Origin of the sequence: Devosia indica (genome assembly GCF_003056405.1) — a bacterium.
Classification (GTDB): Bacteria; Pseudomonadota; Alphaproteobacteria; order Rhizobiales; family Devosiaceae; genus Devosia; species Devosia indica.
In genome coordinates this window covers 199,651-223,037 of record NZ_PYVZ01000004.1, presented here as the reverse complement: position 1 = coordinate 223,037, position 23,387 = coordinate 199,651, and the positions used below count along the sequence as shown (strand labels likewise).

Annotated in this window: 22 protein-coding genes and 1 tRNA gene; 13 read left to right on the top strand and 10 right to left on the bottom strand. The window is 60.7% G+C overall.

Annotated features, from left to right (window positions below; translation table 11 throughout):
* Window positions 1-12: 12 nt before the first annotated feature.
* A complete protein-coding gene (gene plsY / locus DDE76_RS05985; protein WP_104894311.1) occupies window positions 13-621 on the bottom strand; it encodes a glycerol-3-phosphate 1-O-acyltransferase PlsY in 609 nt (202 codons plus the stop codon).
* 161 nt (window positions 622-782) lie between these two features.
* Between plsY and rnr the strand changes: the two genes are divergently transcribed.
* The 3 genes from rnr (at window position 783) to rpmG (ending at window position 3,779) form a co-directional block, all read left to right on the top strand.
* On the top strand, window positions 783-3,062 hold the full coding sequence (gene rnr / locus DDE76_RS05980) for a ribonuclease R (protein WP_104894310.1): 2,280 nt from the start codon (window positions 783-785) through the stop codon (window positions 3,060-3,062).
* A 3-nt stretch (window positions 3,063-3,065) separates the two neighbouring features.
* Window positions 3,066-3,461, top strand: coding sequence for a DUF983 domain-containing protein (locus DDE76_RS05975; RefSeq protein WP_104894309.1), 396 nt, complete (start codon window positions 3,066-3,068; stop codon window positions 3,459-3,461).
* Between the two features lie 150 nt (window positions 3,462-3,611).
* The gene (gene rpmG / locus DDE76_RS05970; RefSeq protein WP_046104197.1) at window positions 3,612-3,779 is read left to right on the top strand and encodes a 50S ribosomal protein L33; all 168 of its coding nucleotides are present in this window, start codon (window positions 3,612-3,614) and stop codon (window positions 3,777-3,779) included.
* Window positions 3,780-4,226: 447 nt separating this feature from the next.
* Here rpmG and DDE76_RS05965 read toward each other — a convergent pair whose 3' ends face one another.
* Window positions 4,227-5,597: a PleD family two-component system response regulator gene (locus DDE76_RS05965; protein WP_104894308.1), complete on the bottom strand. Its 1,371-nt coding sequence runs from the start codon at window positions 5,595-5,597 to the stop codon at window positions 4,227-4,229.
* Window positions 5,598-5,684: 87 nt separating this feature from the next.
* Window positions 5,685-6,056, bottom strand: a complete 372-nt coding sequence (locus DDE76_RS05960) for a response regulator (protein WP_104894307.1) — start codon at window positions 6,054-6,056, stop codon at window positions 5,685-5,687.
* Window positions 6,057-6,187: 131 nt separating this feature from the next.
* Here DDE76_RS05960 and DDE76_RS05955 point away from each other — a divergent pair, with 131 nt between their 5' ends.
* The 6 genes from DDE76_RS05955 (at window position 6,188) to DDE76_RS05930 (ending at window position 10,651) form a co-directional block, all read left to right on the top strand.
* Window positions 6,188-6,466: a DUF3572 family protein gene (locus DDE76_RS05955; protein WP_157955679.1), complete on the top strand. Its 279-nt coding sequence runs from the start codon at window positions 6,188-6,190 to the stop codon at window positions 6,464-6,466.
* Window position 6,467: 1 nt separating this feature from the next.
* Window positions 6,468-7,802 (top strand): DNA polymerase IV, encoded by a 1,335-nt coding sequence (locus tag DDE76_RS05950; RefSeq protein ID WP_104894305.1) that lies wholly within the window; start codon window positions 6,468-6,470, stop codon window positions 7,800-7,802.
* Entirely contained in the window at window positions 7,799-8,257 is a 459-nt protein-coding gene (locus tag DDE76_RS05945; protein ID WP_104894304.1) for a RidA family protein, read from the top strand. Before DDE76_RS05950 ends, DDE76_RS05945 begins: the two co-directional genes overlap by 4 nt.
* Before the next feature lie 74 nt (window positions 8,258-8,331).
* Complete coding sequence (locus tag DDE76_RS05940; protein WP_425430618.1) at window positions 8,332-9,507, top strand: GNAT family N-acetyltransferase; 1,176 nt, start codon at window positions 8,332-8,334, stop codon at window positions 9,505-9,507.
* A 73-nt stretch (window positions 9,508-9,580) separates the two neighbouring features.
* Window positions 9,581-9,997, top strand: a complete 417-nt coding sequence (locus DDE76_RS05935) for an HIT family protein (protein WP_104894303.1) — start codon at window positions 9,581-9,583, stop codon at window positions 9,995-9,997.
* Window positions 9,998-10,003: 6 nt separating this feature from the next.
* Window positions 10,004-10,651 carry a YoaK family protein gene (locus DDE76_RS05930; protein WP_104894302.1) on the top strand — a complete coding sequence of 216 codons (648 nt, stop codon included), beginning with the start codon at window positions 10,004-10,006 and terminating at the stop codon, window positions 10,649-10,651.
* A gap of 89 nt (window positions 10,652-10,740) precedes the next feature.
* On the opposite strand, the gene DDE76_RS05925 is transcribed toward DDE76_RS05930, so the two are convergent.
* From DDE76_RS05925 to clpS, 3 genes are all read right to left on the bottom strand, one after another.
* Complete coding sequence (locus tag DDE76_RS05925) at window positions 10,741-10,968, bottom strand: DUF2798 domain-containing protein (RefSeq protein WP_104894301.1); 228 nt, start codon at window positions 10,966-10,968, stop codon at window positions 10,741-10,743.
* Window positions 10,969-11,284: 316 nt separating this feature from the next.
* Window positions 11,285-13,624, bottom strand: coding sequence for an ATP-dependent Clp protease ATP-binding subunit ClpA (gene clpA, locus DDE76_RS05920; RefSeq protein ID WP_104894300.1), 2,340 nt, complete (start codon window positions 13,622-13,624; stop codon window positions 11,285-11,287).
* Window positions 13,625-13,633: 9 nt separating this feature from the next.
* The gene (gene clpS, locus DDE76_RS05915; RefSeq protein ID WP_245891812.1) at window positions 13,634-14,053 is read right to left on the bottom strand and encodes an ATP-dependent Clp protease adapter ClpS; all 420 of its coding nucleotides are present in this window, start codon (window positions 14,051-14,053) and stop codon (window positions 13,634-13,636) included.
* Between the two features lie 341 nt (window positions 14,054-14,394).
* Between clpS and DDE76_RS05910 the strand changes: the two genes are divergently transcribed.
* Window positions 14,395-15,960 carry a serine hydrolase gene (locus tag DDE76_RS05910; protein WP_158672422.1) on the top strand — a complete coding sequence of 522 codons (1,566 nt, stop codon included), beginning with the start codon at window positions 14,395-14,397 and terminating at the stop codon, window positions 15,958-15,960.
* Between the two features lie 158 nt (window positions 15,961-16,118).
* Entirely contained in the window at window positions 16,119-16,391 is a 273-nt protein-coding gene (locus tag DDE76_RS05905; protein ID WP_104894297.1) for a hypothetical protein, read from the top strand.
* 18 nt (window positions 16,392-16,409) lie between these two features.
* On the opposite strand, the gene DDE76_RS05900 is transcribed toward DDE76_RS05905, so the two are convergent.
* Window positions 16,410-17,771: an MATE family efflux transporter gene (locus DDE76_RS05900; RefSeq protein WP_104894296.1), complete on the bottom strand. Its 1,362-nt coding sequence runs from the start codon at window positions 17,769-17,771 to the stop codon at window positions 16,410-16,412.
* Window positions 17,772-18,046: 275 nt separating this feature from the next.
* On the opposite strand from DDE76_RS05900, the gene DDE76_RS05895 reads away from it, so the two are divergent.
* Entirely contained in the window at window positions 18,047-18,775 is a 729-nt protein-coding gene (locus DDE76_RS05895) for an AzlC family ABC transporter permease (protein WP_104894295.1), read from the top strand.
* Window positions 18,759-19,067 carry an AzlD family protein gene (locus DDE76_RS05890; protein ID WP_104894294.1) on the top strand — a complete coding sequence of 103 codons (309 nt, stop codon included), beginning with the start codon at window positions 18,759-18,761 and terminating at the stop codon, window positions 19,065-19,067. The genes DDE76_RS05895 and DDE76_RS05890 overlap by 17 nt, the downstream gene beginning before the upstream one ends.
* 20 nt (window positions 19,068-19,087) lie before the next feature.
* Here DDE76_RS05890 and DDE76_RS05885 read toward each other — a convergent pair.
* The 3 genes from DDE76_RS05885 to DDE76_RS05875 form a co-directional block, all read right to left on the bottom strand.
* Window positions 19,088-19,171: transfer RNA gene (locus DDE76_RS05885), tRNA-Leu, on the bottom strand.
* An 82-nt stretch (window positions 19,172-19,253) separates the two neighbouring features.
* A complete protein-coding gene (locus tag DDE76_RS05880) occupies window positions 19,254-21,737 on the bottom strand; it encodes a penicillin-binding protein 1A (protein WP_104894293.1) in 2,484 nt (827 codons plus the stop codon).
* Between the two features lie 70 nt (window positions 21,738-21,807).
* A complete protein-coding gene (locus DDE76_RS05875) occupies window positions 21,808-23,037 on the bottom strand; it encodes an N-acetylmuramoyl-L-alanine amidase (protein WP_158672421.1) in 1,230 nt (409 codons plus the stop codon).
* Between the last annotated feature and the right edge of the window lie 350 nt (window positions 23,038-23,387).

Genomic DNA, 23,387 nt, shown 5'->3' with positions numbered 1-23,387 from the left:
GCCCGGCCTGCATCAGCGCACCTTCTTGTCGCCGCCGATGGTGGGCTCGGTGCCTTTGAGCAGCCTGGCGATATTCTCCCGGTGCTGGAAGAACAACAGCAGCGCCAACCCGGTCACCACCAGTGCCAACCGCTCACCATTGAATACATAGGCAAAAATGGGCGCCGTCGCCGCCGCGGTCAGCGCGGCCAGCGACGAGATCTTGCGGGTAAAAGCGATCAACAGCCAAACCGCGCAGAAGATCAGCCCGGCGGGCCAGCTCAGCGCCAGCAGGGAGCCGATCATCACGGCCACACCCTTGCCGCCTTTGAAACCGATCCAAACAGGAAAGCAATGGCCAAGGAAGGCACCCAGCGCGGCAAACCGCGCCGCGTCTTCGCCCCAGAAATAGCGCGCGATCAGAATGGGCGCGACGGCCTTGAGCGCGTCGAGCACCAGCGTCGCTGCCGCAATGGGGCGATTGCCCGTGCGCAGCACATTGGTCGCGCCGATATTGCCCGAACCAATGGAACGGATATCGCCCATGCCGGCCGCCTGGGTCAGGATCAGGCCAAACGGGATCGAGCCTGAAAGATAGCCCAGCACCAGTGCGTAGATCAGCGGCAGTATTTCGGCGGGCATGAAGCGACCCCCTCCTCATGGCGTTGCGCCAAGGTCTAGCCTCTCAATACCCGTTGTCACAAGAGGGTGAACCGATTTGCGCACCGCCGCATGGCTTGCCTGGTTTGGCAAAGTGACGCCGATCCCCTACATAGGGGGCAATTTTCAGAAACACCCCATTCATGGCCAAATCCCCAAAACCAAAGAACACCTCCGGTCCCAAACGCCCGCGCCTGCCCGTGGCCGAGCGGCTCCCCACGCGCGGACAATTGCTCGAAGCACTGGCCCACGAAGACAATATCAAGGGCAAGCGCGACCTGGCCAAGGTCTTCGGCATACGCGGGGACCTCAGACGTCCCTTCAAGGCCATGTTGGCTGAGCTTGAAGGCGAAGGCGTCATCACACGCACTCGCAAGGCGCTCCGTCGAACTGCCGCCCTGCCCCATGTCACCGTGCTCGATATTCCCGGCGACGCCGACCCTGACGACTTGCACGCCTTCCCGGCGCAATGGAACCCGGAAGAAGGCGAAATGCCGCGCGTTCGGGTGCTGGTTGGCCCGCATGCCCGCGTTGTCCCTGCCCCCGGAGACCGCATTCTGGCCAGGATCGATGCGGGGGAGGACGCGGTTCCGGACTACACGGCCAAGCCGATGAAGGTGCTCGACAAGCCACGTCGCGCCCATATCGGTATCGTCCGCAAGGATGAAGACGGCGCCCGCCTGATCCCGGTGGACCGCAAGCAGAAGGAAATGCGCATCGCCATGGGCGACCTCGGTGAGGCCGCAGATGGCGATCTGGTGGAAGTGGAGGTGAAGTTCTCCGGCCGCCTGATGATCCCGCGTGCCCGCGTCACCGCAGTCATCGGCAATCCGCATTCGGAAGGCGCCATCTCGCTGATCGCCATCCACAACCTCGAAATTCCCCATGTCTTCCCGCAAAGCGTGATCCGCGAAGCGGAAGAAGCAAGGGAAGCCACCCTCAAGGGCCGCGAGGACTGGCGCGACCTGCCCCTCATCACCATAGATCCGGCAGACGCAAAGGACCACGACGACGCGGTCCACGCCGCCCCGGACGATGACGAGAAAAATCAGGGTGGCTATGTCGTTACAGTCGCCATTGCCGACGTGGCGGCCTATGTGAGGTCCGGTACGGCGCTCGATCGCGAGGCCTATTTGCGCGGCAACTCGGTCTATTTTCCAGACCGTGTCGTCCCCATGCTGCCCGAGCGCATCTCCAACGAGCTGTGTTCGCTCAAGGAAGGCGTGCCGCGTGCGGCCCTTGCCGTTCGCATGGTGCTCGGCGCTGACGGCCGCAAGAAGAGCCACAGCTTCCACCGCATCCTCATGCGCTCGGCCGCCAAACTGTCCTACCAACAGGCCCAGGCGGCAATCGACGGCAATCCCGATGATCAGACCGGCCCGTTGCTCGATCCCATCCTGAGACCTCTTTGGGATGCCTATGCGGCTATGGCCTCGGCCCGCGACCAGCGCGGCCCGCTCGACCTCGACCTTCCAGAACGCAAGATCCTGCTCGATGAAAAGGGGCTGGTGCGAGACATTCACGTGCCAGAACGCCTGGAGGCCCACCGGCTAATCGAGGAAATGATGATTGCCGCAAATGTGGCGGCGGCCGAGACGCTGGAGCAGAAGCGCAGCGAACTGCTCTATCGCGTACACGACGAACCTTCTTCCGAAAAGCTCCAGGCCCTGCGCGAGTTCCTCGGCAGTCTCGATATAGCGGTCAAGAAATCCGACAGCGTGCGCGCGGCCGATTTCAACGGCATTCTCCACCAGGCGCGCAAGGCCGGGAATATCGAGCAGGTCAGCGAGATGGTGCTGCGCAGCCAGGCCCAGGCGGAATACTCTGCCGAGAACTACGGGCATTTTGGCCTCAATCTTGATCGCTACGCTCATTTCACCTCGCCTATCCGTCGCTATGCCGACCTTATCGTGCATCGCGCCCTGGTTAGCGCCCTGGGTTTGGGCGACGACGGGCTGACCGATCAGGAAGCAGGCAAGCTCACCGGCATCGGCCAGCACATCTCGGCCACCGAGCGCCGTGCCATGCTGGCCGAACGGGAAACCTCTGACCGCCTTCTCGCCCAGTTCCTGGCTGAACGCATTGGCGCCCGGTTCATGGGTCGGGTCTCCGGCATTACCCGTTCGGGCCTCTTCATACGCCTGCTTGAAACCGGCGCAGACGGCTTCATCCCCGCTTCGACTCTCGGCCAGGACTATTACCGCTTTGTCCAGGAGCGCCAGGCGATGATTGGCGAGCGCACAGGCGAAACCTTCACTTTGGGGGACCGCGTTGAAGTGCGTCTGCTCGAAGCTGCACCGGTGGCCGGCGCCCTGCGCTTTGAGCTATTGTCCGAAGGCAAGCGCGGCAATCCGCCATCTGGCAAACGCCTGCGCAAAGGCGCACCAAGGAGCTTCGGCCCCAAAGGCCGGAGAAAGAGGTAACTGATGACTGATCAGACCCGTCTTCTCGACGAGCGCAGTGTGCCACAGGCCATGTGGCGCGGCACCCTTTGCCGCTGTCCCCATTGTGGTCAGGGCAAGATGTTCCGTGCCTATCTCAAAACCGCTGAACAATGCGATGTGTGCGGCGAGGAACTCAGCCACCACCGGGCCGACGATTTTCCACCCTATATTGCCATCACCATTGTGGGCCACATCATCATCTTTCTGATGCTGCATCTGGACATGACCTATCATGTCCAGCCCATAACCTATGTGGTGACCATGCTGCCGCTGGCCATTGTGCTGCCACTGGCCATGTTGCCCTCGATCAAGGGCGCCATTGTCGGCCTGCAATGGGCCAATCGCATGTATGGATTCGGCACCGGACAGCGCGACTGAACTAGGATAGAGATCCGCAATGGCCCGGACATCCTGATCCTTGCCGCTATGCTGTTATCGACTTGACATCCCGCCGCAAATCCGTAGTTTGCGCCCAAATTCCGGCGCTGCCCCGCTGCAGCGCCTTTCGCTTTGTGAAGGACTTCAGAAATGGCCAAGGCCGCCACCATCAAGATCAAGCTCGTCTCGACGGCCGATACCGGCTTTTTCTACGTGACGAAGAAGAACGCCCGCACCCAGACTGAGAAGCTGGCGTTCAAGAAGTACGACCCGGTCGTGCGCAAGCATGTTGAATTCAAGGAAGCCAAGATCAAGTAATCTGGCTTTCGACTCTGAATGAATAAGCCCCCGCAAGCGATTGCGGGGGTTTTGTTTTGTGCACTTCAAGCTGCACGCGCGTTTGCATCCCCACTCCTCATACAAGCGCCTGTCGGCCAATGCACAAGGAATGGGGCGTCACTGCGTCCACAGGTGACTGTGCACAACGCGTCCAACTCTAATAGAAAGAGTGGCTGGTCCGGAGCGGCATGTCGAAGAGGCCACTCTGTCCGCGTCCGGACCAACCGCCCTACGGAACTCAGGAGTTGCGGCGGACCTGAGATGGGCCGTAGGGAGCGAGCGGTATTGGGATTTCTCCCAAGACCGTCTGAAGCGAACCTAGTCCCAAGACGGTCAAAGGCCAAGCGAATCCCGCATCGGTACGCCATCAACCACTTGTTAATTATAACAAATAACCCTAACGGGCCGCATTTTAGCGAACCGACGTCATGCCGCGTCGAAAATGACCCGGTTCCGGCCCTCGCGCTTGGCCCGGTATAGCGCCACGTCCGCGCGCTTGACGAGGGTCTCAGGCGTATCGGCCTGGCTCTCCTTGAGCGCCACGCCGGCAGAAACCGTAACCGACAACGGACGGGTCGGCCCAACCTCGAACGGCTTTTCTACCATCGATTGGCGCACGCGCTCGGCAACTGCCTCTGCCTGCCCAGTATCTGTGTCGGGCATCAGAACCACAAACTCTTCACCACCAAACCGGCAGGCTAGATCCACACCCCGGATATTGCGCCTGAGGCGGGCAGCAAATTCCCGCAGCACCGCATCGCCCACATCGTGGCCGTGATTGTCGTTCACCGCCTTGAAGTGATCGATATCCAGGATCATCAGCGCAATGTCTCGATCCTGCTCCTGAGCCTTGCTCAGCATGACATTCAGGTGCCGATCGAAATAACGCCGGTTGTAAAGACCGGTCAGTTCATCCGTAACCGCCAGGGCCATGGTGTTGTTGACGCTCTCGCGCAGCTCCATCGCATAGCGGTGCCGGCGAATTTGGGTTCGCACCCGCGCCTGCAGCTCGTTTCGCTCCACCGGACGGCTGATATAGTCGTTGACGCCCAGATCGAGCGCCCGCACCACGCGCGGTTTGTCGGCACTATCAGCCATCAGAATGATGGGAAGATTTCTTGCATGGTCCACGGTGCGGATCTGCGAGCTGACGCGCAGCGGATCAAAATCGTCCAGACTCATGCTGACCAGGGCCAGCTCATAGCCGCCCCCGGCAACCTGAAACACGGCGTCAGCCGGTTCTGTCAGAATATCCACCTTGTGATCTGGCGTAAGATAGCTCTGGATGCGTTCTGCGTGCCGCCTGTCGGTGTCAATGATCAGCACCGAACCTTCGCTGGCCGATATGCTATCCATGGCGCGCAGCGCGTCTTCAATGGCGATTTGCTGACCCGTCAAGGCGCGCGCGCGCAATTCATCAGTCAGCGACTTGAGCCGGACCAGGCTCTTGACCCGCGCCATGAGCTGGGTGTCGTCCACCGGCTTGGTCAGGAAATCATCGGCGCCCGCTTCCAGACCCTGAACCCGGTCCGAGGACTGGTCGAGCGCCGTGATCATGAGCACGGGCAGATGATGTGTCTTGGGATTGGCCTTGAGACGCCGGCAGACCTCGAACCCGTCCATTTCCGGCATCATCACGTCGAGCAGGACGATGTCGACATCCTGGCTATTGCAGATTTCCAGCGCCTGGGCGCCGGAACTGGCAGTAAGAACCTCATAATATTCCGCGCTCAGCCGCGCCTCGAGCAGGCGAACATTGGTTGGAATATCGTCGACGATAAGAACACGCGCGGTCACTGCACTACCCCGGATTGGAACGGCCTGCCAGCATGTCCTCGCTGGCTTCAAGCTCACCGCAACCGGTCATCCATCCCATGGCGCCGATCAGGCAGGCCCAATGTAGTGCGCAATGGTTTCCAGAAAGTGAGACACCGAGATCGGTTTGGAAATGTATCCCTCGCAGCCGCCCTGCAGGATGCGTTCTTCATCACCCTTCATGGCAAAGGCCGTCACGGCGACCACAGGAATATGGGCAAGCTCATCATCGTCCTTGAGCCATTTGGTGACCACCAGCCCCGACACTTCCGGCAGTTGGATATCCATCAGGATAAGATCCGGCATATGCGCTCGGGCAAGATCCAGCGCCTCCATGCCGTTGCGCGTCTGGATAACCGCGTATCCGCGAGATTCCAGCAGATCGTTGAAGAGCTTCATGTTCAGCTCGTTGTCTTCTACGATCATCACTGTCTTGGGCATTCTACCTCGCTTGGGCGCCGCTGGGCGCCCGGGGCCGGAAAACTCTGGTCAGCCCTTGGACAGACCTTCGCATTCACCTGCATTCTGGGCTAGCATTCAAACTCTAACAAAACACCAAGTGAGACCGCCTCGTGCCAGCATCCGACCGCTCCGCGCCCAATATTTCTGCCTTGGCAGACATGTGCCTGGGCTTTCTTGCGGAAAATCCGGAAGAACTGCTTGGCTTCATGCAGCATGCCGGCCTCACTCCCGACGCTCTGCGCGCCGCTATTGGCTCGGATCGGCTGCAGCACGGCCTCATCGACTACTTTGCCGCAAATGAACCGATTCTGCTCGCCTTGTGCGCAAATTCGGGCACCACACCGGAGCAGTTCATGCGCGCCTGGCATCGCCTGAACCAAGTAGAATAAGATGGCGACCGATTGGTTTTGCCGCGATTGTCTGCAGGCCGGATCCTCAACTCCTGTTCCAGGCCGTTGCTCAGCCTGCGGTTCGCCACGTTTGCGCAGCCATCATGAGCTTTTTGCGCTCTCGATAGCCCATGTCGATTGCGATGCCTTTTACGCTTCCGTCGAGAAGCGGGACGACCCTTCCCTGCGCGACAAGCCGCTGATCATCGGGGGCGGCCAGCGCGGCGTGGTGTCCACTTGTTGCTATATCGCTCGCCAATCGGGTGTGCGCTCGGCCATGCCCATGTTCAAGGCGCTTGAGCTTTGTCCCGACGCTGTCGTCATCAAGCCCAACATGGCCAAATATGTCGATGTCAGCCGCCAGATCAGGCGGCATATGGATGCATTGACGCCCTTGGTAGAGCCGATCTCTATTGACGAGGCCTTCCTTGATATGACCGGCACCGAACGCCTCCACCGGGCGCCCCCTGCCCTGAGTCTCGCCCGCTTTGCACGGACCATCGAGCAGGACATCGGCGTCACCATTTCGGTCGGCCTCAGCCACAATAAGTTTCTCGCCAAGGTTGCGTCCGATCTCGATAAACCTCGCGGTTTTGCTGTCATCGGCGCCGCTGAAACGCTGGAATTCCTCGCCCCCAAGCCCATCAACCTGATTTTTGGCGTCGGCAAGGTCTTTTACGAAACGCTCAAGAAGGATGGCTACCACACCATCGGCCAGCTCCAGCAGGAGGACCCGACCCGCCTCATCCGGCTCTATGGAGAATCGGGCGCCCGGCTTGCGCGGCTGGCACAGGGCCAGGATGCCCGGCGCGTCTCTAATGACGGAGACATGAAGACAGTCTCCTCCGAAACCACCTTTTCTCGCGACCTGACCGGGCTGGAGGAGCTGTCCACCGAATTGCTGCAATGTTCGGAGCGCCTCTCCGAACGCCTCAAAGCCAAGGGTTTGGTTGGTGACACGGTCACAATCAAGCTCAAGACGGCCGGATTTAAGTTGCGCACTCGGGCCCGACACTTGATGATGCCAACACAGCTTGCCAATGTTCTTTATGAAACCGGCATGAGCCTTTTGACGCGGGAGGTGGATGGCACGCCCTTTCGCCTGATCGGCGTAGGGGTTTCTGGCCTGGAAGCGGCAGACGGATCTGACCCTCGCGACCTGCTGGAACCCCAGGTGGCTAGAAGAGCCGCCGCCGAACGGGCTATGGACAAGGTTCGCACCCGATTTGGCCGTACCGCAGTCGTGCGCGGCAAGCTATATACGCCAAGGCCCACGAATCCCGTAGGCTCGATATCCGAAGAAGAAGCAGACGACCTCGAAGGCAAGACCAGATGACCGACCCGATCGAAAAGCTCCGCGAATATGGCTATGAGCTGCCCGCACCAAAGGCGCCCGTTGCCAGCTATGTGCCCGTCAACCGCAGCGGCAATCTTCTCTACGTCTCCGGCCAGCTTTCCAGCAATGAGAATGGCGTGGTGCAGGGCCTTTTGGGTGACACCATGAACGTCGTTCAGGGCGGTAATGCCGCAGAGTTATGTGCCGTCAACATTCTGGCCCAGATCGTCCATATGGCCGGCGTGCCTCTGCACGAGGTCAAGAAAATCGTCAAGTTGACAGTCCTTGTGGCCTCGACCCCCGATTTCTTCGAGCAGCATCTGGTGGCCAATGGCGCCTCCAATCTTCTGGTTGGCGTGCTGGGCGATAAGGGCAAGCACGCCCGTGCCGCCTTTGGCGTGGCTGCCTTGCCTATGGGCGCTGCGGTCGAAATCGAGGCCGTCGTCGAGGTTTAGCAACTTTGCCCCGGTTGCGGCCGGGGCACCTCCTCCCCATATCGCTCAGACACATTCCAAGGCCTGCCAGCGAAGTGTCCGAAATCCGATACACTGCCACCATCCACCCAAGCACGGCATCCATTCCCGCTTCCGTATGGAATGGTCTGGCGCCAGCTACCGATGGCGTGGTCGACAACCCTTTTCTTGATCACGCCTTCTTCCTGGCGCTTGAGGAATCCGGTTGCGCCACCGGCCAGACTGGCTGGCAGGCCCAGCACATCTTGCTCAGCGACGGAACGGACACACCTGTCGGTCTCCTGCCGCTGTTCCTGAAATCGCATTCCATGGGCGAATATGTCTTTGACCATGGCTGGGCCAATGCGCTGGAGCGGGCCGGCGGCCGCTACTACCCAAAACTGCAAGGCTCGGTGCCGTTCACACCGGCGACCGCACCCAAACTGCTGGTGCCTTCACACAGTCTGGAAGCACAGGCCGCGCTCCTTTCGACGGCACAGCAACTGGCCGGTCGGCACGATGCATCGTCGATCCACCTTACCTTCGTGCCGGAGATGGAGGCTGAATTTGCGGGATCGCTCGATTGGCTGCGCCGCGTCGATACCCAGTTCCATTGGCACAATCGGAATTATGGAAGTTTCGAAGAATTCCTCGAAACCCTTTCTTCCCGCAAACGCAAGACGATTCGTCGGGAGCGCCGCGACGCATTGGCCGATGGCCTGACGGTCCGCTGGCTTTCGGGCAGCGACATCCAGGAGCACCACTGGGACGCCTTCTATGCCTTCTATGAAGATACCGGCGCCCGCAAATGGGGCCGTCCCTATCTGAACCGCCCCTTCTTCTCGCTGCTCGGCCAGTACATGGCCGATCGCGTCGTACTTATGCTGGCCTATGATGGCGATACCCCAATTGCCGGCGCCATCAACTTTCTTGGCAGGGACACACTTTATGGCCGCAACTGGGGTGCGACGCGCGACGTGCCATTCCTGCATTTCGAGGTCTGCTACTATCAGGCCATCGACTATGCCATTGCCCACAAGCTTGCAGTTGTCGAAGCTGGTGCGCAGGGTGAACACAAGCTGGCGCGCGGCTACGAACCGGTCTTGACCCACTCCATCCATTGGATTGCCCATCCGGGTCTACGGAACGCTGTTGCTGACTATCTCGAGGACGAGCGCCCAGCGATCGAACAGCAGCAGGAGCTGCTTGAGGGTTTCACGCCGTTCCGCAAGGGCGAGCGGCAAGAACGCTAGTTTCCAGCCATTCTCGCCCTTGACCGGGGAGCCACTCCATTGCAATGCCTAGCGGGCAGCAGGAGTACATCGCATGACCTATGATCCCGCAAACATCTTCGCAAAAATCCTCAAGGGCGAGCTGCCCTGCCACAAGGTCCATGAGGACGAAAACGCGTTGGTGATGATGGATATCTTTCCCCAGTCCAAGGGACATACCCTCGTCATCCCCAAGGCCGCCTCGCGCAACCTGCTCGACGCCGATCCGGCCACCTTGTCCTCGGTCATGCCGCTGGTTCAGCGCGTTGCCAGGGCCGTCAAGGCGGCCACTAAAGCCGATGGGGTTCGCCTCGTCCAGTTCAACGAGGCTCCGGCAGGACAAACCGTCTTCCACCTGCACTTCCACATCATCCCGGTCTATGAAGGCGTGGCGTTGAGCACCCATGCCGGCGGCAAAGCCGATGACGCAGAATTGGCCGCGCTCGCCAAAGACATTGCGGCCCATCTCTGACGCGCCATGACCCCAGCCCGTCATCTCGCCCTTGGTATGGTGCTGACGGCCTCGGCAGGGCTTGTTGACGCGGTGGGGTTCATTGAACTGGGCGGATATTTCACCTCCTTCATGAGCGGTAACACCACCCAGGGCGGCGCAGCGCTGGTTGACCGCTCCTGGCCGATCGTCCTGCTCACGGCCTCGCTCATTGTGCTGTTTTTCATTGGCAGTGTCCTTGGCAATCTGCTGGCCATCTCCACTCCACGCTGGGGACCGGCATCGGTCAGCTTCGCTGTCCTGCTTGGCGTCGCGCTGACCTTGGCCCTTGCCTTGGGCGGCTTTCCGGCCAGTCAGGCCATGCTTGTGCTCGCCGCAACCGCCGGGGCACAGAACGCTATTCTACCCATGCGCGGCGCCGTCCGACTTGGCGCCACCTTCGTCACCGGCACCCTCTATATGGCCGGTCAGGATCTGGCACTTGCCCTAAGGGGCGCCGCCCCCAAGCTGCGCTGGCTGCAGCATTTGGCGATTTGGTTTGGCTTGTTCGGCGGCGCAGCCTTGGGCGCCCTGCTCTATCGCATCGTCGGCATTCACGCTCTTTTTCTGCCCGTGGCAATCTACATGGCCTTTGCGCTCGGCCATCTTTGGGCCGGCGGTAAATCGGCTTCATGAAGAACCCGGTATTACACCGGGCCTCTTCCGTTTCTCAAAGACCAGTCAGCAGGACGCTGTGAGCATCCCGTATCTTGGCTGCAGACCGGCTATGCCACGTCGGACTTGGCCGGTGACAACATCTTGGCGAGGCCGAAGGCAATCGGCGTAACGATCTGCGTCAGGACAAAAGCGATCGGCCAGGCCGTCAGGCCGCTGATCGGCCAATGCGGCAAAAATGCCGGTCCGGCCGAAATCAGCCCCATAATGCCGGACATAGAGAAGGCCATCATGAAGGTAATAAGTAGCTGGGCGACGAAAAGAGTTCTCTTGGTCATGAATGCTCCGTCAGGAAGAGGCTCTGACGGTATCGCTCTACGTCAGCACCATCTTCGGGATTGAAGATATGGTGCCGATGGGACGCTGAAGCGACGAAACCGCTATGTGCGGGGCCGGGATACCAACCGGCAACTTCTTTTCGGCCCTCAGTTCTTAGGCCGGGACGCAACATGGCACAACCGACCGCTATGCATATGAGCAACGCGGCATTTGGTCTTCACTTTCGCCGCAGGTTGTGTGCAACGCTCGCCGCCAGGCACAAGGAAGGGCCGGAATTGCTTCCGGCCCTTCCAGTTCTTGATCGAAGCGCAAGCCTCAGTTCTTGTCCGCAGTCGCCTTTGGCTTTTTCGGCTTCGGCAATGCCTTGGGCTTGGCCGGCCGGGGCGGCACCGCCACCAGCTCTAGCTTGGCTTCCGTGCCTTCGCCCACGACGGCAACAGTCACCGTGCCGCCATTGACCAGCTCGCCGAACAGCACCTGATCGGCCAGCGGTTTCTTGACGTGCTCTTGGATCACCCGGCCCAGCGGGCGGGCACCCATGCGCTCGTCATAGCCATGCTCGGCCAGCCAGTCGGCAGCTTCCGGCGTGAGGTTGATGGTCACGCCGCGTTCAGCCAACTGGCCTTCGAGCTGCAGCACGAACTTCTCGACCACCCGGCGCACCACTTCACGTGGCAGCGGCGCAAACGAGATGATGGCATCCAGGCGGTTGCGGAACTCGGGGCTGAAGGTGCGGTTGATCGCCTCTTCATCATCCCCCTGTTCGCGCTTGCGGCCGAAACCGATCGGAGCACGAGCCAGTTCTGCCGCGCCGACATTTGACGTCATGATCAGGATGACATTGCGGAAATCTACCGCCTTGCCATTGTGATCAGTCAGCTTGCCGTGGTCCATGACCTGCAGCAGCACGTTGTAGAGGTCCGGATGGGCCTTCTCGATCTCGTCGAGCAACACCACGCAGTGCGGATGCTGGTCGACGCCATCGGTCAGCAACCCGCCCTGATCGAACCCGACATAGCCCGGAGGCGCACCCAGCAACCGGCTGATCGTGTGGCGTTCCATATATTCGGACATGTCGAAACGCAGCAGCTCCACGCCGAGCGTATCGGCCAACTGCTTGGCAACCTCGGTCTTGCCGACACCGGTCGGACCGGTAAACAGGTACGAACCGATGGGCTTCTCCGGTTCTCTCAGTCCAGCACGCGCCAGCTTGATCGCCGAAGACAGCGCGGTGATGGCGTCATCCTGCCCGAACACGACGGTCTTCAGGCTCTGCTGCAGCCCCGAAAGCAGTTCGGCATCAGACTTGGACACCGATTTGGGCGGAATGCGCGCAATCGAGGCAATCGTTGTCTCGATATCCTCGACATCGATGGTCTTCTTGCGCTTGTCCTCAGGCAGCAGCATCTGGCTGGCCCCGGTCTCGTCGATCACATCGATCGCCTTATCCGGCAACTTGCGGTCTGTGATGTAGCGTGCACTCAGCTCCACTGCAGCCTTGAGGGCCTCATCGGTATATTTGAGCTTGTGGAACTCTTCAAAATACGGCCGCAGCCCTTTGACGATCTCGATGGCATCTGGAACGGTCGGCTCATTGACGTCAATCTTCTGGAAGCGGCGGACCAGGGCCCGGTCCTTCTCGAAGAACTGCCGGTATTCCTTGTAGGTGGTCGAGCCGATGCAGCGGATCGCACCCGAAGCCAAGGCTGGCTTCAGAAGGTTCGAAGCATCGAGCGCACCACCGGACGTGGCGCCGGCACCGATCATGGTGTGGATCTCGTCAATGAAGAGCACCGCATTGGGCATCTTCTCGAGTTCCTTCATCACCGCCTTTAGCCGCTCTTCGAAGTCACCGCGATAGCGGGTACCGGCCAGCAGCGCACCCATGTCGAGCGCATAGATGACCGCTTCCTTGAGCACTTCAGGTACGTCGCCTTCGATGATCTTGCGTGCCAGCCCTTCAGCGATAGCCGTCTTGCCGACACCCGCGTCACCGACATAGAGCGGATTGTTCTTGGACCGGCGGCAGAGCACCTGAATGGTCCGGCGCAATTCGGTGTCGCGCCCAATCAGCGGGTCAATCTTGCCGGCCCGGGCCTTCTCGTTGAGGTTGACGCAGAAATCGGCCAGCGCCGAACTTTTCTTGGCGTCCGCGCCACCTTCGGAATGCGCCTCACCCTCCTCGGCGCCGTGCACCTTACGCTCTTCGCTCGGGCCGGATTTGGTAATGCCGTGAGAGATGAAATTGACTGCATCGAGCCGGCTCATGTCCTGCTGTTCCAGGAAATAGGCCGCATGGCTTTCGCGCTCTGCAAAGATGGCCACGAGCACATTGGCACCCGTAACCTCCTCGCGACCGGACGACTGGACGTGAATCACGGCGCGCTGGATGACGCGCTGGAAAGCCGCGGTGGGCCGGGCATCCTGACCGTTCTGCACGACCAGGCTGTCCAGTTCTTCATTGATGAAATCTTCGAGGTCGCTTTTGAGCGCGTCTATGTCGACGTCGCACCCAGTCAGCACGGCCAGCGTATCGCGGTCGTCTGTCAGGGCCAGTAGCAGGTGCTCGAGCGTGGCAAACTCATGGTTGCGCTCACGGGCCAGGTTCATCGCCTGGTGCAGGGCCTTTTCGAGTCCGCGCGAAAATGAGGGCATATGATGTTCCTACTGTTTTTCCATCACGCATTGCAGCGGATGCTGGTTCTTGCGTGCCGTATCCATCACGCGGGTCACCTTGGTCTCGGCAACCTCGTATGGATATACGCCGCACTCACCGACCCCCTTCTGGTGAACGTGCAGCATGATGCGCATGGCGTCTTCGCGTGACTTGTTGAAGACGTCCTGCAGCACCAGAACGACGAATTCCATCGGCGTGTAGTCGTCGTTGAGCAACAGAACCCGATACAGGTTCGGCCTTTTGGTTTTGGGACGCGTCTTGGTTACCGTCCCGGTTTCGAAATCGGCGTCGTTCCCGCCCGGGCGGCCAGGCTCGCCATCCTTGGGCCCGGCATGAACGCGCGATTGCGTCAAAAGCCAGCTTGCGGACGGCACATTTTCTTTGGGCAGCATGGGGGTCACAGTCATGGCAGTCGCTCTGTCGCCAGAGGAAACGAAGCAGTTGGTTGGACCCATTATGTAGGCAAAATCGGCCCCGTGTTAAGGGCAATCGCTTCCCGAAAATGTGAGCGCTTCTGGCGACACCCCTCAGCCAGGCAAATCCCCACTGCCCGAAGGGACTTTTGCCACCCGATTGTTGCCCCAAACAGACACCCTGCCAAAAAAAGATTGCATTTTACGGATTCGTAACGGCGGCCCCCTAACCTCTGTGAAGGATGAGTTTTAGCGGTTTGGGGACACGCGAATTCGTCCAGCGTCAAACGAGTAGCGTACGGGCCAGTTGCCCGATTGAGTAATTGGAGTACCGGGTGATTTTCCTGGCAAAGACCCCCTGGCGCATCGCCTTTTTGCGTGCTGTCGCCGCCATTCTAGTGACCTTCGCCCTTGGCTTGTCAGCCACGGCGCCCGTCCAGGCCATCGAGAACCTGCGCAAATATGCCGGTGTCGTTGTCGATGCCAAGTCCGGCAAGGTGCTCTATGAGCATGAAGCCGACTCGCGACGTTATCCCGCCTCGGTCGCCAAGGTCATGACGCTCTACATCCTGTTTCAGGAACTGCAGGCCGGCAATCTGAGCCTTTCGACCAAGATGACGGTGTCCCGCCACGCCGCCTCAGCAGTGCCCACCAAGTTGGGCCTGCGTGCTGGTTCCACCATTTCGGTCGAAGACGCGATGAAATCTCTGGTGACGCTTTCGGCCAATGACATGGCCCGTGTCATCGCAGAGCACATCTCGGGTACTGAATCCGAATTCGCCGAACGCATGACCGCAACCGCGCGCGCCATGGGTATGAGCAGCACCACATACCGCAACGCCTCAGGTCTGCCCGATGGCCGCCAGATCACCACCGTGCGCGATCAGGCCATTCTCGGCATGGCGGTCTATCAGCACTTCCCTCAGTACTATGATCTGTTCCAGACCACCGCTTTCCGTTATGGCGGCAAGACCTATGGCAACCACAATCGCGTACTCGGCTATATGGGCGCTGTCGACGGGATCAAGACCGGCTATATCAACGCGGCAGGATCGAACCTGCTGACCGCTGCCCGCAAGGACAACCGCCACATCATTGTTGTTGCCTTCGGCTTCAATTCGGCTGCGTCGCGCGACGAGAAGGTCCGCCAGCTCGTCTCGAGCTATCTCTCCAAGGGTCGTCGTGGGGACTATCTGCAGACCGCAATGGTTCCCGTACCGGGTCGCCAGGGCAACACCCAGTTTGCTCTTGCCCAGCCGCGCAAGCCGACCTTTGCCATGCCCACGCCAATGCCGGACTTTCGCCTTGCCGCGCTGGTTGCCGCCAATGGCGCGCAGCCTCAGCCGAACCCGCAGGTAGCAGTAGCCGCGGCAGCCCCGGTAACGCTGCCGACCCCGGTCCCGGCCGATCTCGCGCTCTCGCCAGCAGTCCAGGCGGCCAATGTGCTGGCTGCCCCAACGCAGGCAGCACCGGCCTATCCCAGCCAGGATGTGATCGGCGCATGGCTCAGCGAGACTTACAATCTGGGTGCACCGCCAGCAGCTCTTGGCCAGACGCCCGCTTCCGCGCCTCTTTTGCCACCTGCCAATGTGTCTGGTGGCGCAGGACAGCCGGTTGACCTCATGCATTCCGGCTCGGTTGCCGACGCAGCCCCAATCAGCGGCTGGATCGTGCAGATCGGTGCCGGTCCGTCTGAAGACAGCGCCCGATCAATGTTGTCCGACGCCGCCGGCAAGGTCGGTTCGCTCGGCGACTTCCGCTCCTATGTCGAGCGGTTCGAAAAGAACGGTCAGGTCTTTTACCGCGCTCGCTTCGTCGGCTTCGGTGATCGCGACGCGGCGACTGATATGTGCAATCGCCTCAAAGACCAGGACTTGGCCTGCTTGGCAATGCAGGGCTGAAACAGCCATCGGACCGAAAAGCGCTATGCGGTTTCCGGGCTCAGCCGATGCGTGACTTAAGATAAACCGGCACGGCGGACCAACCGCCGGTCGGGCTAGCGGATCGGAAAGTTCCGGCCCACGGGGAAGCAATTGGTGCTTGTGTATGGAGTAGCCCAATGAGTGAACGCAGTGCTCTTGTCGAACTGGCCAACTTCATTGGCCGTTCACCCCTCGCCTCACCCGACATGAAAGTGCGCAACAAGGCACTCAGCGGCATGACGGATCGCATGCTGCCGCGCCAGAAGCGCTCGGTCGGCGACCTGCTTGGCGTGGTCATGGCCCTGTCCGCGCGGACGCGCCGCATGGCCCACGAGCCCGCCCGTGTCGAAATCGATGTGTTCTCACCCGATGGTTTGCGCGCCCTGCGTATGACGCTTGGCAATGACTGAGGAAGGACTCGTGGCGCTCTAAACCAGCGCCACGATTTCTTTGCGTTTCCAGACAAACTGGTACCAGCAGCCCTGCAGCACCATCATGGTGGTGAAGGAGGCCGCATAGGCCACCCAGATGCCGGTCAGCCCAAGACTGGTCTGGCTCAGCCAGATTGCGCCGGGCAATTCGACCAGCAAAATGCACGCCACAGAGAGCATCATGGGGACATACACCGTGCCGCTGGCACGCATGATCCCAGAAAACACCATGCTCCAGCCAAAGCAGACAATGCTCCACAGCACGACATGCAGCAGCGACTCTGTCAGGTCCACCACCGCAGGGTCCGTGATGAACAGGGCCACCACATGCTGGCTGAACAGATAGGCCAGCAGGATCAGTCCCCCCGTGACAATCAGGTTCAGCGTCAGGGCCGTCCGCGCAATTGCACCCAATTGTTCGTTCTGCCGCGCACCGATCGCCTGGGCGGCAAATATCGAAGCTGCGATACCGATCGACATGGCCGGGAATTGCACATAGCTCATCACCTGCCCCAGCGCCCCATAGGCTGCCGTTGCGTCTGATCCGAAGCGATTGACAAGGCCCACCACGACGATACCGGCACTGGACGCGATCACCATTTGCAGCCCAGCCGGAACGCCCAGCCGCAGGATCAGACCCAGCAGCTTGAAATCCGGCCGAAGCATGGCCGCCAGCAAAAGCCTGTCCGGCGCCAGGGGCATGTTGCGTGCGCGCATGTAAAAGAACAGGAACACCAGAACTGAAACAAAGCCTGCGATCATTGCAATCGCAGCCGCATCGACCCCGATCTGCGGCAGGCCGAACCATCCCAGGATCAGAGCAGGTGTGACCACGAGCCCCACCAACAGCGACATGATCAACGAAAGCAGCGGCGTGATGGTATCTCCAACTCCGCGAAGCACGGACGTGACCACCAGAAAAACGAAGAATCCCGGCATCCCGATCAGGGCAATACGCGAGTAGCCCACAGAAAGGGGCAGGATGTTGTCTGGCGCACCCAGGAGGACCAGAATCTGTTCGGCCCAGACCCCGCCACAAATGGCGACCAGCAGGCCCAGGGCAATTGCCGCACCCAAAGTTGTGCCGGCCACTTGTTTCACCTTGTCGACATTTTTTGCACCCCAAGCTTGGCCGATCAAAACCGTGGAGCCCGCCGATAGCCCGATGATGAAGCTCATCAGGAAGAACATGAGCGGAAAGAAGGTTGCGATAGCCGCCAGGGCCTCCACGCCGATCAGTTGCCCGACATAGATCGAGTTGATGGTGCCTGACAGGGCCTGCAAGATATTCGAGGCCATCAACGGAATCAGGAACAGGCTGAAACGCTGCCAGAGCGGTCTGGTCGACAACGGGTTCATGAAGTTACTCCAGCTTCAATTTTGCAATCCGGGTCACGGCCTGGAACCCCGAAGCCGACTGGGACTGAGCAATATTCAGACCGCCGGGGGGACCATTTCACACCGCTTTCACGGTGCCGGCTGGACGGGCGCTGGAGACTGGGCAATGACTGGCGCTGCTTTACGCCGCAGGCCCGGAGGCGTCAATTGCTGTTGGCGGAATCATTCCTGCTACTGCTCGCACTGTGCCCCATAACCATCGGCGTCGCCCCACAACCCTGTGCTAGAAACCATCCATGCCGCAGCCATCCGCTCTATCCAGCGCCACCATTGATCAGTTTCTTGCCGGAGCCCGTGCCTGTATTCCCGTTGCTGTTTCCGTCGCCGCCTACGGCATGGTCTGGGGCATGCTGGCCCGCACGGCCGGGCTCAGCCTGCTTGAAGTGATGATGATGAGCGGTCTGGTGTTTGCCGGTTCAGCCCAATTTGTTGCACTCGATCTCTGGACGGCCACACCATCATCGCTTCCCGTCGGGCCGCTGGTTCTGTCCGCGCTGATCGTGAACCTGCGTTATCTCCTGCTCACTGCCACCCTTCGGCCGCTCTATCCGTCCTCCAATCTTGGGCGCGGCGCGCTCAGCATGTATTTGGTCACAGACGAGAACTGGGCCATGACGGTTGCGGCAATGTCGCACGGCGGTGGCAGCGTCGCCTTTCTCATGGGCGGCGGCGTCATGGCCTGGCTCAGTTGGATGACCACAAACGTCACCGGGTATGGGCTCGGCTCGGCAATTGATGACCCCTCCCGCTGGGGGTTGGATTTTGCCTTCACAGCGACCTTTTTGGCGCTGCTGCTCGGCATGTGGCGCAGCAAAGCCGACCTTCTGCCCTGGCTGGTGGCCGCCCTGGTCGCTATAGCCACGGCGAGTTCGCTTGAAGGCAGTTGGCACATCCTGGCCGGCGGCCTGGCAGGAAGCTTCGCCGGCGCCATCCTGGAGGTGCGCAAGCATGCAGACCAGTCCTGAGGCATTCATCGCCATTCTCGGCATGGCTCTGGTCACAATTGCCATCAAGGCAGGCGGCCTGCTCCTGGCCGACCGCCTACCGCGCCAGGGGTTCGCCGCGGCCTGGCTGCGTCATATTCCTGGCGCCGTGCTTGCCGCTCTCGTGGCACCCGCCCTGGTCACCGGCAGTCCCGCCGAAATGATCGCGGCAATCGCGGCTGGTGGCATATACATCCTGACGAGGAATCTCTTCGCAGCCATGGCCGCTGGCGTGCTTGCGGTCTATCTGGCCCGCCTGCTGCTGGCTAGCTGAAGTCAATCCATGATCGGAAGTGGTGCCCCCCGCCGGACTCGAACCGGCACGCCTCGCGGCGGAGGATTTTGAGTCCTCTGCGTCTACCATTCCGCCAGAGGGGCACGGGCTGGGTTCCTAGCTCACAAGCTGCGACAGTGCAATAACTCCTGGCGCCCATTTGTTGCCCATGCACACAAACCGCATTCAGTCAGACAGGCTTGTCGGCGAACTCAGGCTCGGATCGAGAAACGTACCGCTACCGCTCGGCCGTGTGGACCTGAATGAACTGCCATACTGCTGCTGCATCAGTTGCTCGCGCTGGATGGCGTCGAATGCCTGCACATCCAGACCAATCACCGAAGTCATCAGATTGGGACCGGTCCCCGGCTTGAACGCCTCCGCAATGGCCGCCTCCCCTTCGAACGCCTTTACCCCGGTACTGGGATTGATCCACGCCGTGCTCATGCCGGTCGGCACATTGAACGGTGTCGCTGGTTTTCCCTGCAGGGCATTGGCCATGAAATCGGTGAAGATCGGCACGGCCATGCCGCCGCCAGTCGAAGAAGACCCCATGGAGCGCGGTTGGTCATAGCCGACATAGACGCCCACTGCCAGTTCGGGAGTGAACCCGACGAACCAGGCATCCTTGTAGTCGTTGGTCGTGCCGGTCTTGCCGGCCACCGGACGGTTGAGGGCACGAGCGGCCGTCCCGGTACCACGCAGGACCACCCCTTCCATCATCGAGGTGATCTGATAGGCCGTCATCGGATCGAGCACCTGGGGTCGATTGTCGACAATGCGTGGCTCGCCCTGCCCATGCCAGTCTTGCGATGCGCACCCGTCGCAAAGCCGCTGATCGTGACGGAACACCGTCGCGCCATAGCGATCCTGGATGCGGTCGATCAGCGTCGGCACGATCTTGCGCCCGCCATTGGCGATGGTTGCATAGGCCGCCGTCATGCGCAGCGCCGTGGTTTCCCCTGCCCCCAGCGCCATCGCCAGGACCGGCTGCATATTGTCGTAGATGCCGAAGAGCTGCGCATAATCGGCGATCAGCGGCATGCCGATATCGCGCGCCAGCCGCACCGTCATCACGTTTCGGCTGCGCTCGATGCCGCGCCGCAATGTCTGCGGGCCATAGAACTCTTGCGAATAGTTTTCCGGCCGCCACACCGAGCCATCGCCCATGCGCACTTCCACTGGCGCATCCAGCACCACGGAGGCCGGCGTATAGCCATTGTCGAGCGCAGCCGCATAAACGATTGGCTTGAAAGACGACCCCGGCTGCCGCAGGGCCTGCGTGGCGCGATTGAACTCACTCTCGGCAAAGGAGAAACCGCCGACCATCGCCAATACCCGGCCGGTCCGCGGATCCATCGCCACCAGCGCGCCCTCGATTTCCGGCACCTGCTCGAGCGTGTAGATACCGTCCTTGCCCGGTACCGGCGAGACATACACAACGTCACCGACATTGAGAATGTTCTGGACAGCCTGTGAAACCCACCGGATCTCCGGCCCGGACAGAACGCCCTCGATGCGATTGGTCGCCACCGCGCCATCCACATCATCATCGGGCCTGAGGCCTATTCGCGCCTCGTTGTTCCCCACCTCCAGCACGACGGCAAGCTGCCATTCCGGCACATCGCTCAACGGTTCGATCGCAGCGACCGCTACTCCCCAGTCCTCACCGATCTCCACGCTGGCGACGGGACCACGAAAGCCGCGCTGATGATCGAATTCGATCAGCCCGTCCATCAGCGCCCGCCGGGCATATTCCTGCAAACGGGGCTCGAGCGTGGTACGCACGGACAGGCCACCGCCATAAAGCTGGTCCTCGCCATAAAGCTTGGCCAGCTCGCGCCGCACCTCCTCGGTAAAATACTCCGCCGAATAGAGCTGGCTGCCCGCTGCGCGCGGAATGACGTTGAGCGGCTCCTGCTTGGCCAGCGATGCCTCTTCATAGCTCACATAGCCGTTCTCGACCATGCGATCGATCACCCAGTTACGCCGCTCGATGGCCGCTTCGGTCCGGCGGAACGGATGGTAGTTATTGGGACCTTTGGGCAAGGCCGCGATATAGGCCGCCTCCGGCAGGGTGAGCTGGTACAGTGCCTTGTCGAAATAGTTCAGCGCCGCCGCCGCCACCCCATAGGAGTTCAGCCCGAGAAAAATCTCATTGAGATAAAGTTCGAGGATCTTGTTCTTGGTAAAAGTCGATTCGATCCGCAGCGCCAGTATGGCCTCCTGGATCTTGCGGTCCCAAGTCTGCTCGGAGGTCAGCAGGAAGTTCTTGGCCACTTGCTGGGTAATTGATGACCCGCCGCCCTGGATGGCGTTGTTGCCATCCAGCCGCGCCAGCACATTGTCCCGCACGGCACGCACCACGCCATCGATCGCAATGCCGTTGTGATTGAAGAAATCCTTGTCCTCCGCCGAGAGAAACGCCTGAACCACCAGAGGCGGAACGGTCTCCACCGGCTGGAAAAGGCGTCGCTCACGGGCATATTCGGCCAGCAGGGTGCCATCGGCGGCATGCACCCGGGTCGTCACCGGCGGCTGGTAATCCTGCAGCACGGTGTAATCCGGCAATTGCGCGCTGACCGTCGCCAGATAGACAGCGCCAGCGGCGACCCCGCCAAGAGCGAGGAACATGCCAAATCCAAAGAGCCAGCCAAGCAGTCGAAGCATCTGGATTATCTACCCGGTGCCGTTGGGGCGGTGAGCGTGGAAACATAGCAGAGTCGCGTCGTCTTGGGCATCACAGCTCTTCCTCAAGACTATCAAAATAGGTCGAGATGCCGCGTGCGATGGCCTCTGCCGTGCGGTCCCGCCAATCCGACTGCATCAGATTGGCTATGTCATTGGCATTGGACAAAAAGCCCAGTTCCACCAGCACCGAAGGCACGTCGGGGGCCTGCAGCACAAAGAAGTCTGCCTGCCGCACCGGGAACCGGCGAAGCGCAACGCTGGGCTCAAGCTGATGCACGATGGATTGCGCGGCCATGTAGGACTGCACGCGCATCTCACGCCGCATCAGGTCAAGCAGAATGTCGACCACCTCAGGCGCCATAGTCTGTGGCATGGCAAAGCCGGCAATCACATCGGACGCATTTTCATTGTCCGCCAGCACCTTGTCGAGCACATCAGTGGCGTTCTCGTCCCGCGTATAAACGCTGGCCCCTCGGATTTCCGGCTGCTGAAAACTGTCCGCGTGAATTGAAATAAACAGATCCGCCTTGTTGGCCCGCGCCAGATCTACCCGCTCTTCGAGGCGTAAATAGGAATCGTCCTCGCGGGTCAGCGCTACATCAAACCGTCCAGATTCAACGAGCAGCTCCTGCAGGCGCAAGGAGAAGGCCAGCACGATGTCCTTTTCCTTGACCCCGTCGGCGGTCTCCGCGCCGCTGTCGATGCCTCCATGCCCTGGGTCAATGACCACCAGAGGCCGCGTCGCTATGGGCAGTTCCGAACCGCCGGCCGGCGTCGATGCTGCAGGCGCCGCCGTTTCAGACGCGGCAAGGTCCCGCTCGACATTGGCGGCAAACTCTTCCTCGGTTGCAGGAATGATATCGACGACCAGCCGCGCCGGCTGATCTTCGAAAGCGTCCAGCACATAGGCCTGCTGCACCTGGGCGGGGCCGGCCAGTGTCAGCGTTGTGCGCACCCTGTCTGCTGCCGCCTGCTCAATGGCATAAGCTGAGACCAGCCCGCCATCGGCCAAATCACCCTCGGGCGCGGGAACGGAAAACGTCCCTGCCCGGACGTCAATGGCCAGGCGGCGCGGATCATCCAGGGAGACAAAGGAAAACGCGGTACGGTCCGCCAGGTCGACCACCAGCCGTGCGCGCTCCGGCGCGATCGTGACGCGCGCATCGATCACATTGGGCAAGGGCGGCAATGCCGCCGCGTCCTGTGCAGCAGCAATTGTGGACAGGCCCAGCAGGGCAAACAGGCCAAATACGAGGCCAATCAGTGATTGTCGGGTCAAGATTGTGGCCGGGCTCCCATATTCCGAGCATCTGCGTGCCGCCTCGATGCGGCGATTCTTCGGCAGACCCCGCCTTATGCGATGATTTGCACCTGTGGCCAACATGACAGGCATCAATTCTGGGCATCAGGGGCAGATTTGACTTTCTTGTTGCCATTGCGGCGCAACTTTTCTACACGATCAATGTGTAGGTGCGTGTGTTCCGCGGTCGTGTTCAGGGCAATGGATTGCCCTCTATGATCCGGAACGGAAGTTGCGGTTTCAACGCCCTGCACCAACGAATTTCGGCCCAGACCGGGCCGGACGGCAGCAGGCCCAAAGGCCTGATGCCCAATAGGAAGAGGTCATAT